An 11,513-nucleotide genomic window follows, 5' to 3' on the forward strand; every position below is an offset into this window, starting at 1 on the left:
TTTACGGCTGATTACATTCAGCCTTTTCTTGACTGACATCTGGCGGAGTATAGTTTTCCCTGTTGTGGTAGATATAGCCGTTAGGTTCGTTTTTGAAGATTACACCATTGGTAACTAACCCCAGAACATTTTGACCTGAGCTGTTGAGAATTTCCTTAGCCGCATTAGCGCTTGCAGAATCTACCTTTTCAGGTCGGGCCACCAGCAAAATGCCGTCAGCCATTTTGCCCAAAATTGGGGCATCAGCCATACCAGCTAATGCTGGAGTATCTAAGATAACGCAGTCATACTCTTGTGAGAACTTCTCCATCAGTGAAGCCATCTTCTGAGAGTCCAGAAGAGCCACAGGATTTGGAGGGATGACCCCAGCCATCAGAACATCAAGACCAGTCATTACTTCCTGTTTAGCCTGATCAAATTGAGCCTCACCCACGAGAATATTACTTAAACCCACTGAGTTAGTTAGTTCCCACAGATGATGTTGAGATGGATAACGCAGATCAGCATCGATTAGTAACACCCGACGTCCTACTTGAGCCATAGCTGCAGCTAAATTAGCACAGACATGAGACTTGCCTTCCTTAGGAACACAACTGGTTACTACAATCGATTGCAGTGGTCGATCAGAACTGATAAATTTCAGATTGGCTTGCAGAATTTGATAGGCTTCACCGATGACAGAGCGGGGCAAATCTCTCGGAAAAATGGGGAAAACATTCTGTTGAGAAAATCCACCAAAATAGCTTGTACTGACCAGCTTGCCGTAGTCTGGAATAACCCCTAACAACGTATATCTGAACAACTCTTTTAACTCTTTGAGCGTATGAACCGATCTGTCTAAGAGGTCGAGCAAGAAAGCCGTAGCGATCGCAACTAAGATACCAGCAAAGGCTCCCCCTGCCAGGATCAGGTTGGTTGGGATCGGAATCGGGTTTTCAGGAACGATAGCCTCTGAAATAACACGGGCATTACCTACATTTTGATTTTCCGCAACTCGGGTTTCTTGTAGTTTGCTTAACAAAATTTGGTAAGTTGCTTGTGCAGCAGCTACCCGTCGCTCCAGTTCCCGCTGATTCTGCTCTAGTCTCGGTAGGACTCTAGACCGCTGTTTGTAAGCCGACTGAGTATTGGTCAGAACAGCTAGCTGGCTAGTCAGCCCTAAACGCTGTACCTCGGACTGAACCAGTTCTGCAGTCAGTTGTTGCTGGATCGGTCCAAACTCTAACAAACTATTAACCGGTGGCGCTGGTTGTTGGCTACCAATGACCTGTGCTATTCGCTCTTGTAGTAGTTCTAATAGTGCAGCTTCCTGAAGAGCCAACTTAGCCACTGTCGGGTATTCATCGTTGAAGCGGGTGCGCTCGACTGCTAACTGAGCTTGTACCTCTTGGAGTTGTCTAAGTGCCTCCTGCACCCCAGTAGACTGGTTTAAAGACGTAGCTGCGACAGCTTGCTGTGTATCCAGACCGATCTTATTGCGCAAGCCCTCAGACTGAGCATTTATCTGTGCTAACTGAGCCTGAAGTTGAGAAATTTCGTCGTCTAATTTGGCAATCGACCCGACTGCAATGCTAGCTTCTTGTTGCAGATCTAATATTTTATTAGCTTCTTTGAATCTACGCAAATCCGCTTCTGCTTGGCTGACAGTAGCTTCAACTTTTGGGAGTTGTTTCTCAATAAAGTCACGAGCGGCGACAGCTTCCGCTCGGTTAGTTTGGATATCATTCTCTATGTAAACCCTAATCAGTGTGTTAACGATCTTTTCTGCCCAATTAGCATCAGGGGATTGATAGGAAATGGTTAGGATGTCTGTCCCCAAAATTGGTTTGACACTCAGTCCTCCTAAAATGACCCCAGGAGGGTAAAATTCACCGTTTTCATCCCTGAGGTTGAGAGCTCTGATGGTTTTTTCTATAATTGGTCTGGAACGAATAATTTCTACTTCCGTAGATAAGGGGTCGCTCTGGCGAGCCACATTATCAATCGTGCCAGTTGGATTATCCAACCCGGTCAGAGAAGAGGAATTATCTGTCTTTAACAGCAGTTGAGCTGCTGCTAAATAAACAGTTTTTTGAGAGGAGGCATACCATGCAGCAAGACCGAGAACACCACCAAAGGCTAGGGTAGCTGGCAAAAAGCGCCGTTTGAGAACTAGCCAGTATTTCTGAAAATCTATTTCTTCTGAATAGTCTATAGCTTCCATAATTGCTCAGGAAAAAAGTTTAATACTCACTGCAAAAAAAAATTAGTAGATTACTCACCCTTTTTTCACCGTCAGAAGCTAGGTATTTTTTTTATAAATCTATCTATAGTTAGATGCTATATAAATTAAAACAAATTAGGATGTTGGTTGATTATAGTTGATTAAGTTAGAGTTGTTAACAAGAATAAAAAAAAATTTTCCTATCATGTATATTTGGTTTTAGTGTTAATTTTATAAGTTTTTATGGTAATGGGTAATAGTTTGGTAGTCATCACAATTCCCAGTTACCCATTACTAATTACCAAATCTTACACTCTTAATGCTTCCAGACAGGATATAAATTGTCTTTTGATTACTCTTCTACTAAAGTCTGTCTGGCTTTCCCCTTAGAGGGCGAAGTATTTGTATACAAACTGGCACTCTTGGAGCTACTGTTTAAGCTACATATCCAGGTACAAATACTTCGCCCCTACCTAAAATGGGTTTGGGTAGATTTAGCTAGCGTGTTGTCGATACCAGTCGATAGTATTCTTCAACCCCTGCTTAAACTCCATCTGAGCAGTGAAGTTAAACTCCTCCTTCGCTCGTTCAATATCCAGACAACGGCGAGGCTGACCATTGGGTTGATCAGTTTCCCAGACAATTTCTCCCTTAAATTCCATCAATTCGCAAATCAACTCAACTAAATCGCGAATTGAGATTTCATAGCCTGTACCCAAATTAACTGGCTCTGGTTGATTGTAATCCGTGGTAGCCATCACAATACCCCGTGCTGCATCAGTTGAGTAGAGAAACTCACGGGTAGGACTGCCATCACCCCACGCTGGCAATTTCATTTCTCCCTTTTGTTGGGCTTCATAGACTTTACGAATCAGGGCAGGGATTACGTGGGAACTGCTGGGGTCGAAATTATCTTCCGGACCATACAAGTTCACGGGTAACAGGTAGATGCCATTGAATCCATACTGTTGCCGATAGGCTTGTAGCTGGACTAAAAGAGCTTTCTTAGCAACCCCATAAGGGGCATTGGTTTCTTCCGGATAACCATCCCAGAGGTTATCCTCTTTAAACGGTACTGGTGTGAATTTGGGATAGGCACAGATGCTACCAACACAGACAAATTTTTCCACACCAGCTTCATAGGCAGCATGAATTATCTGAGTACCCATCATTAAATTGTCATAGAATAGCTCACCTGGCTTTTCTCGATTAAGACCAATGCCACCAACGTGAGCAGCAAGATGAATGATGATATCCTGCTGAACCACAGCTCTTTGACAGTTCTCTAAAGAACGCAGGTCATAATCACGCGATCGCGGAATAGTAATCTTCTGTGCATCCGCTCCAGCTTTACACAACTGATCAACTACCTGACGCCCTAGAAATCCAGCTCCACCAGTAACTAGAATTCTCTTATTACTAAGATCTAAACTTACCATTTATTTGTCATCCTTGCCTAGCTTTTGGAGAACTATCACCGTCTGGTACATCGCAATGCAAGCAGGAATATACTGAGTCATTATTCAACACAAATCCTATCGATCCGGATTTGTGGGTCAGATGTATTGGCTTGCATCACCGATGCTACCTTCATAATCAGTCATAAACTAACGGATTAGTCAACCATCGTAGCTAAGCCTTGACGGATATAGGCTTGATCATTCAAAGGTTGAGTACTTTTGCCGTTAGGGAGCGACAGACCCAAGGCTTGTAAATCCGCTTCTACCATTAAGGCTACCAACTGCTCAAAGGTTACAGATGGCTCCCAACCCAGCTTCTTCTTTGCCTTGGTGGGGTCACCAATAAGTAGATCTACCTCAGCAGGACGCAAATAACGCTTGTCAAACTCCACATAATCATGCCAATCCAGATTGACATATTTGAAGGCAATATCTAAAAATTCCTGAACCGAGTGGGTTTCACCAGTAGCTACCACATAATCATCTGGTTTGTCTTGCTGGAGCATCATCCACATTGCCTTGACATAGTCCTTAGCGTAACCCCAGTCTCGCTTAGAATCAAGATTACCCAGGTAGAGTTTTTTCTGCTGACCTCCGACAATTCGGGCAATTGCTCGGGTAATCTTGCGGGTTACAAAGGTTTCCCCTCGACGGGGTGATTCGTGGTTGAATAGTATACCATTGCAGGCAAACATGCCATAGGATTCACGATAGTTTATAGTTTGCCAGTGAGCATACACTTTAGCACAGGCATAGGGAGAGCGGGGATAAAATGGAGTAGTTTCCTTTTGGGGTATCTCCTGTACCTTCCCAAACATCTCAGAAGAACCAGCTTGATAGAAACGCACGTCGATACCGGTGCGCTGACGATAGTCTCGAATCGCCTCCAAGAGTCGGAGAGTACCCATTCCCACCGAGTCAACGGTATATTCTGGGGAGTCAAAACTGACCCGAACATGGGATTGAGCCCCTAAGTTATAAATTTCCAATGGCTGAACCGCCTCTAAGATCCGGCGTAGGGTCACACCATCAGTCAAGTCACCGTAGTGTAGGAAGAACCGTGCGTTTTCATTGTGGGGGTCTACATAGATGTGGTCGATGCGATCTGTGTTGAAGGTGGAGGTCCTTCGGATAATGCCGTGAACCTCATAGCCCTTTTCTAGCAACAACTCACTCAAGTAGGAACCGTCTTGACCTGTAATTCCAGTGATTAGCGCTCTCTTTGGTTCCGTCATTTTTTCCTTTTCCTGTAATGTAATGTGGGCAATTTTGGTAGATATTGCTTCCCGAGAAAATCTCCCATGCAAACTTCCCAGTTTGCATGGGAGTGAATCATCACCACGTTAACTCAAAAATTTATTTGTGGCTGTAGTGAATTTACCGTAAATAACCTCTCAGCCAAAATTTCACATATTCTCCACAGAAAGTTCAAAATTATCGATTAATACAATTCTTTAAAGAATAAAATAGTGTTGACGTAAATAAAATTTTGCGCTACAAAGTTGGTAGTTGCTTTTTTTTGACGAACCGATAAGGATGTTTGTGATTTTTTTTGATGATAGTTTTTTAGGCAAACATCCTTCCCAAATAGGGAGCCTCACATTTGATTACATGCATCGCCACTAATGCAGTAGTTTAGCATAGATATAAGTAGGGAGCATTCCACCTTAGAGGGTGTCTTTAAAGTTAAAAATTTTACAAATTTAGCCTAATTGCGCAGGTTATAAGTTCTCAAATTTTATGAGGATGCGCAGGTGAATTAGTTTGTCTAGCCCCATGGTTTAGTATGAGGTAGACTTTTGAAACACTGGTTTAGTCAAGCATCAAACAAAATTCAGTGTACGGCATTTTTATACTTAGATAGGAAGTCTAACCATTTTTCAAAACCATCCGGTTTTGTGCCTATTTATTTGTATAGATAATCGTTGATATTTTTATTTTTGCGGTTATCGCTGGTTCCTCGCAAAAAATCTCTGTATTGAATCAAAAAAATGGCCGATTTGCTTAAATTGATGGATAAGGGTCATACAGCGGTTTGCAATTCAATTAGGTACAAAATTATGGTTTTTTAGGGAGCAGGGAGCAGGGAGCAGGGAGCAGGGAGCAGGGAGCAGGGAGCAGGGAGCAGCTAAGAGGGAAGAGGGAAAACAATCCTGTGTACCTGATAGTTATGCAAACCGCCGTAGTTAAAATTTATTTAGTGTTTTTTTATTAAATTATAATAATATGTTCTAAGAATTAGCATTTTTTTATAAGTATTAAATCCAAGTAGTTAGCATTAAATACCATTGAGTATTATTTATAATAATTTGGTTTTCATCGGATATTAATTAATGGAGTTGTCATGGAACTGCCCTTAACTGAAACCTATAGATTTGATATACGTGATCCTGTTTTTGCCAAACTTCGTCGCAATACCTATGCTGTATGGCTTCGCATCGTTACATTAGTTGTCACTGATGTATTCATGCTATTGATGGCATGCTTAATTGCCGTTAATTTTGGTAATCACATAAATAATGATTGGGGAATAGTCAATCAAGCAATACTAGTTTATGTAGTCATACCCTGGGAAATTTTATTGCTTGCTTTACAAGACCTTTATAATTCTGGTAACAAACGCCGTGACTACTTAGCTCTAGCCCAGACAATCACTTTTTCCCAGATTAGTCTACTCGTTATTGCTTGCCTGTATCAGCCCGATCAATTTGTGATTCAACCAATTTATAGTTTGTTGTGGCTATTAAGCCTCGCTCTTGTCTGCATCGGACGCTTAGGAATAGATTTTATTCTGAAACGGCTTCGCAAAAAAGGTTTACTTCGCTATCCAACCCTGATAATCTGTTCACCAGATCAACAACAAAAAGCAATTCAACTACTGGGGAACGAAGATTGTTATGGCATTATTAAATTCTTCGATGTTAATTTGTTAGATAAATCGAACATATCCGATTTTATTAAAGAAATTAGTGCTCTAGAGGTAGCCGAAGTCTTTGTTTGCTCTTGGAACAAGGTAAAAGATTATATGTTCTTTTACTGGAGTCTCAGAAACGCAGGTATAACCTTGCGAATTTTGTGTACAGAATTAGGACCTATTTACCAAAACTTGGAGATGTCTAGTATTGCTAGTGTACCTACCATACGGTTTTCTCCCCCTCTAATTACTGGTATTGACTTTTGGGCAAAAAGATGTTTTGATTTTGTGCTTTCTGTATTAGTAATGATTGTGCTTTTGCCACTGTTTGTTAGTATTTCCGTTTTAGTCAAGCTTGATTCGCCAGGACCGATATTTTACAAACAGGAAAGAGTGGGGTTACATAATAAACGATTTAAGGCTTGGAAATTTCGCAGTATGTTTGTGGATGCTGACCAACGCCTCAAAGATCTAGAAGCTCGTAATGAAATGAAAGATGGTGTTCTCTTTAAGATAAAAGATGATCCACGGATTACTAAAGTAGGAAAATTCATCCGCCGCTATAGCCTAGATGAACTTCCCCAATTATTTAACGTTCTCTTTGGAGAAATGAGTTTAGTTGGTCCTAGGCCCTTGCCAATCAGAGATGTCAATAAATTCTCTGAACAACACTTTATACGTCATGCAGTTTTACCGGGAATAACCGGACTTTGGCAAGTGTCGGGTCGTTCCGATATTACTTCTTTTGAAGAAGTGGTACGTCTAGATACTTTTTACATGGAAAATTGGTCACTATGGCTAGATTTGAAGATTTTAGTAAAAACTGCCATAGTGCTTTTACAAAAAAAAGGTGCTTACTAGTAACCTGAGTTCGAGATAACTAACTTTATCCAGGATTCAGGAGCTTCGAGTCAAGAGTCATACCGAGTTGCATTCAAAGATAGTAGATTGGTTGGATAGGGAGATAGGGAGATAGGGAGATAGGGAGATTGGGAAATTGGGAGATTGGGAGAAGAGAAAGTTGTACGTTTGACCGCAACTTGGTGTCAGAATAAATTATTTCTCAGTTAATTGGCAATTAAATCATAGTTTTATGCCATAAAATTATGTAGTCTGTCTTGATGCAGTCCCTACTCCCTACTCCCTACTCCCTACTCCCTACCTCACTTGGGTAGGTTTTTTACATTTGGGCGAGTACGTACTGGCACTCTTGTTGAAATTTCGCCAAATATGTCTGTCGGAAAATCTCCCAGAATTTCCACCGATTACCGACCCATCTCCCGCTCTTCCCCTCCTGGTCGGGGTTAGGGGTGGGTTCCGATTACCCATTCCCCATTCCCCATTCCCCATTCCCCATTCCCCATTCCCCATTCCCCATTCCCCATTCCCTATTACCTATTACCTATTACCTATCTCCAAAGTAAAAAACCTACCCTTGTCAGCTACTCCCTACTCCCTACTCCCTACTCCGGTGATCCGCTGTTCCGGTGATCCGCTGTTCCCTTTGCTATAGCATTTATCAATAGATACTTCCCACGGGCATAAACTGAACTTTTGGGTTAGCTGTTGAAGGTAAGCTCCTTCGCTGCAGGGGCTGAGGGGCTGATAGCTGTTTGCGGAAAGCAAACCCAAGGGCGCGCGTAGCGTGTAAGCTTTCCGCTTAAAGTATCGGTTAAATTGCCTAAACCAATAACAATTTATATCCTCAGAGAGAGATAATGTTGCTTAACACTTGGGAATATTCTCAATAATTAGTTAGGGTTATTTTTCTACATTCAGAAAAAAACTATGGTTATTAAGTTAACTGTTGCCATCCCCACATACAACGGTCAGAACCGTCTACCAGAAGTCTTAGACCGACTGCGAGACTGTTGCCAGCAAGACCAACTCAGCTGGGAAGTTATTGTTATTGACAACAACAGCACTGACGGCACCGCTAAGCTTGTTCACGCTTATCAAGCCAATTGGCCAAGGCAATATCCGTTGAGGTATTGTTTTGAAGCGAAACAAGGGGCAGCTTATGCCAGATGCCGTGCCATTCAGGAAGCCAGAGGTGAACTAGTGGGTTTCCTAGACGATGACACGATTCCATCAATGTCTTGGATAGCTGCTGCTTACGCCTTTGGCAAATCTCACCCTACTTCTGGTGCTTATGGTAGTCAAATCCATGGTGTTTTTGAAGTCACTCCTCCGCCAAATTTTGATAAACTTGCGCCATTTTTAGCAATCACTGAACGTGGCTGTGAGCCATTACTTTATGAACCGCACAAAAAATTACTACCACCTTCAGCTGGGTTGGTTGTGCGAAAACAAGCTTGGTTAGAGAGTATGCCCTCTCGGCCTATTTTGACTGGGCGCACTAAGAGCAGTATGTTAACTGGGGAAGATTTAGAGATGTTGTCTCGTATCCAAGCTAAGGGCTGGGAAATCTGGTACAATCCTGCTATGGAAATTGAGCACAAAATCCCTAGCTGGCGTCTGAGACGTGAGTATTTAATTCCATTTTTCCGTGGGATTGGTTTAAGTCGTCATGTGACCCGGATGTTGAGTGTAAAACCTTGGCTAAGACCATTGGCAACTGTGGCTTATATGACCAACGATTTGCGCAAAATTACCTTTCACTGGCTCAAGCATGGTGGTTCTATCCAGTCTGATTTAATTGCAGCTTGCCAAATGGAGTTGTTTATTAGTAGTCTATGGAGTCCTTTTTACCTCCTTAAACATGGGTATTTGGCTGAGTATGATAACTAGTTCAAATAACTAGTTCAAATAACTAGTTCAAATAACTAGTTCAAAAGGATTAACAGGGGGAATAAACTGGAAGAGGGAAGTCATAAATTGGTCATAAATTGGTCATAAATTGTGATATAATACCACAAATAGGCAATACCTAAAAATGCGATTATCGCGGCTGTCGCTGCTACGCGATGAAGCGTTCGCGTAGCGTGGCCAAAGGCCTCAGCTTCCGCTAAGAGCGAACGCGAAGCGGTTCGTTGTTCCGTTCGCGTTTTGATGCTCACGTGGGATTTTCTTGAAATACTCACTGGTTTAAGCCGATTGTCTACTTTTGACTAGCTCTGATAACTGATTTGAGTAGCGAGGGTGGAGCAACCCCAGTACCTCCTGTTTCTTGTAAGTGAGAGTCAAAGCATCCATAATCCCTTCCAGCCATCCTTGCCGATTTCTAAACAGCCAACGCTGTAGTTCTTTTAGGGGCATTCCAGCAACCGCCTCAGTGGGCAAAGCAGTTAGAATTTCCAGAGGGACAATAAAACCAAGAGACACTTCCCCATAGGTAACCATAGCTAATTCAGTTCCTGACTGCCAGCGTGTGCGATCAGAACGTGCCTTGGTGGAAAGTTGGGCAAGGGAAACTTGGTGGTAAAGAAAAGTCATAGTTATAGATTCAATATATTCCCATGCCATACTGGAAAATTCCAGCTGACATCACTAAAACTCAGAATTCCCAGTTAGCCAACACCTGTGACTAAAAACCTGTAACTAACAGAGTTTCTGAACTTAGCAGATGGCACCCTGATCCAAATCTTTGCCTGTTCGCGTCTTTATGGTTTAACCACTTTTGGTTTAACTAAAACCCCTAAATCCATGCTGCCATTTTTACTAAATTTCACCCTGGCTCAAGCCACCCCAGCACCAACACCTCAAGTAGAAATCGTGCAACTCCAAGAAATACGCCCTCTACCAGGACAACTAGATAATGTACCCGTATTCAACAGCAACAGTCCCGAACTAGTACAGACTGAAGGAATTTTACTGTCCACATTTCCCCCTTCTGACAAAGCCAACCCAGGGGCTCACTTAAACTTTCCATTTCAGGGGCGCTTTGATATCTTTGCCCACCATGTTGCTAAAGCAGCCACCCGAGACGATTTGCGCACCCTCTATCTGGGGATTATCCTCCACAATCCAGGCAAAGAACCAGTAACAGTAGATATTATTGAGGCAGCTAGTTACCTGAGTCAGCCTGATGCACCATTTATCGAATTGCCCTCCCAAGTAGATAATTCTGCCGGTAGAGTTTATGCTGGGCCTGGTAGCCGAGTGATGAGTGATATCCTGCGTGGAGGTAGGCAAGACGGATTTCCTGCCCAATTGGTGATTCAGGCTCAGCAAAGTCGCATGTTGCTGAATCTCCCAATTCCAGTGCGAACCTTGACACCACCTATTAATGGTCGCTCAACTTTGATGCGGTTATACAGTGATGGAAAGGTATACGCCGCTAGTCTTGCCCAGTATGCACCTTTAGATAGTGATGGCAATGAACGCTCTCCTACTATAGCTCAATGGCAGGATTTATTAGAGCAAGGGGAGTTAGCCGGACCACGCGATCGCGCCCCGAGTGATCCAATTGCTACTACTGGTTCAATTATCTACGGTCGAGTGGCAGGAGTAGCCCGAGGCTCTAGATGGCAAGCTCAGTTAGTGGATAATCCTACTGCTCAATCTCTAACTATTCCGCAACCGGGAAAAGCCTTTTCCTACGGACTGAGTACCCTCCATCATGGCAGGTTAGGTACTGGTCAAATTCAGAGTGCGCCGATGTTAGTCCGTTATCCAGATACCGCCTATTTTGCCCATGGTAATTATGGGGTGCAATACAGCCTGACCTTGCCACTGATTAATCCCACCGGGGATACTCAAACGGTCACCCTGGCTATTGAGACACCGATTAAACAAGATCAAATCCAGGGAGGATTAAGGTTTTTAAAGGCTCCAGCTAAGCAAATATTTTTCCGGGGGACAGTGCAATTGAGCTATAAGGATGATCAAGGTTTACCTCGGACGCGCTATGTGCATTTGGTACAACGGCGTGGTGAGCAGGGGGATACCCTAGTTAGGTTGCAGATGCCACCCCTTGACCAGCGGCTGGTGCAAGTCGATTTTCTCTATCCCCCAGACTCGACACCCCCCCAAG

General features: G+C 43.0%; 9 protein-coding genes. 4 read left to right on the forward strand and 5 right to left on the reverse strand.

All coding sequences use genetic code 11. From position 1 onward, the window contains the following. Position 1 precedes the first annotated feature (1 nt). From LYNGBM3L_RS29320 to gmd, 3 genes are all read right to left on the reverse strand, one after another. Positions 2-2,203 (reverse strand): GumC family protein, encoded by a 2,202-nt coding sequence (locus LYNGBM3L_RS29320; RefSeq protein WP_008189977.1) that lies wholly within the window; start codon positions 2,201-2,203, stop codon positions 2-4. A gap of 494 nt (positions 2,204-2,697) precedes the next feature. Continuing rightward, positions 2,698-3,642 (reverse strand): GDP-L-fucose synthase family protein, encoded by a 945-nt coding sequence (locus LYNGBM3L_RS29325; protein ID WP_008189979.1) that lies wholly within the window; start codon positions 3,640-3,642, stop codon positions 2,698-2,700. Positions 3,643-3,818: 176 nt separating this feature from the next. Further along, the gene (gene gmd / locus LYNGBM3L_RS29330) at positions 3,819-4,898 is read right to left on the reverse strand and encodes a GDP-mannose 4,6-dehydratase (protein WP_044495291.1); all 1,080 of its coding nucleotides are present in this window, start codon (positions 4,896-4,898) and stop codon (positions 3,819-3,821) included. A gap of 1,109 nt (positions 4,899-6,007) precedes the next feature. Here gmd and LYNGBM3L_RS29335 point away from each other — a divergent pair. From LYNGBM3L_RS29335 to hpsE, 3 genes are all read left to right on the forward strand, one after another. Further along, complete coding sequence (locus LYNGBM3L_RS29335; protein ID WP_008189982.1) at positions 6,008-7,438, forward strand: sugar transferase; 1,431 nt, start codon at positions 6,008-6,010, stop codon at positions 7,436-7,438. 325 nt (positions 7,439-7,763) lie between these two features. After that, positions 7,764-8,090, forward strand: a complete 327-nt coding sequence (locus LYNGBM3L_RS44535) for a hypothetical protein (protein WP_165691800.1) — start codon at positions 7,764-7,766, stop codon at positions 8,088-8,090. 275 nt (positions 8,091-8,365) lie between these two features. Then, entirely contained in the window at positions 8,366-9,328 is a 963-nt protein-coding gene (gene hpsE / locus LYNGBM3L_RS29340) for a hormogonium polysaccharide biosynthesis glycosyltransferase HpsE (RefSeq protein WP_008189986.1), read from the forward strand. 80 nt (positions 9,329-9,408) lie between these two features. Here the strand turns inward: hpsE and LYNGBM3L_RS42065 are convergent, their stop codons facing one another. Together LYNGBM3L_RS42065 and LYNGBM3L_RS29345 are read right to left on the reverse strand one after the other, a co-directional pair. Then, positions 9,409-9,621, reverse strand: a complete 213-nt coding sequence (locus LYNGBM3L_RS42065) for a hypothetical protein (protein WP_131826866.1) — start codon at positions 9,619-9,621, stop codon at positions 9,409-9,411. A 4-nt stretch (positions 9,622-9,625) separates the two neighbouring features. Beyond that, the gene (locus LYNGBM3L_RS29345) at positions 9,626-9,973 is read right to left on the reverse strand and encodes a hypothetical protein (protein WP_131826867.1); all 348 of its coding nucleotides are present in this window, start codon (positions 9,971-9,973) and stop codon (positions 9,626-9,628) included. Positions 9,974-10,183: 210 nt separating this feature from the next. Here LYNGBM3L_RS29345 and LYNGBM3L_RS29350 point away from each other — a divergent pair. Further along, positions 10,184-11,513: DUF3370 domain-containing protein (locus LYNGBM3L_RS29350; protein WP_044495294.1), on the forward strand; the 1,330-nt coding region annotated here is incomplete at its 3' end.

Origin of the sequence: Moorena producens 3L, from assembly GCF_000211815.1 — a bacterium.
Lineage (GTDB): Bacteria > Cyanobacteriota > Cyanobacteriia > Cyanobacteriales > Coleofasciculaceae > Moorena > Moorena producens.

Excerpts from the sequence above, each read along its gene's own strand:
- LYNGBM3L_RS29320 (WP_008189977.1), bottom strand. The coding sequence starts at position 2,203 with ATGGAAGCTATAGACTATTCAGAAGAAATAGATTTTCAGAAATACTGG.
- LYNGBM3L_RS29325 (WP_008189979.1), bottom strand. The coding sequence starts at position 3,642 with ATGGTAAGTTTAGATCTTAGTAATAAGAGAATTCTAGTTACTGGTGGA.
- hpsE (WP_008189986.1), top strand. The coding sequence starts at position 8,366 with ATGGTTATTAAGTTAACTGTTGCCATCCCCACATACAACGGTCAGAAC.
- LYNGBM3L_RS29345 (WP_131826867.1), bottom strand. The coding sequence starts at position 9,973 with ATGACTTTTCTTTACCACCAAGTTTCCCTTGCCCAACTTTCCACCAAG.
- gmd (WP_044495291.1), bottom strand. The coding sequence starts at position 4,898 with ATGACGGAACCAAAGAGAGCGCTAATCACTGGAATTACAGGTCAAGAC.
- LYNGBM3L_RS29335 (WP_008189982.1), top strand. The coding sequence starts at position 6,008 with ATGGAACTGCCCTTAACTGAAACCTATAGATTTGATATACGTGATCCT.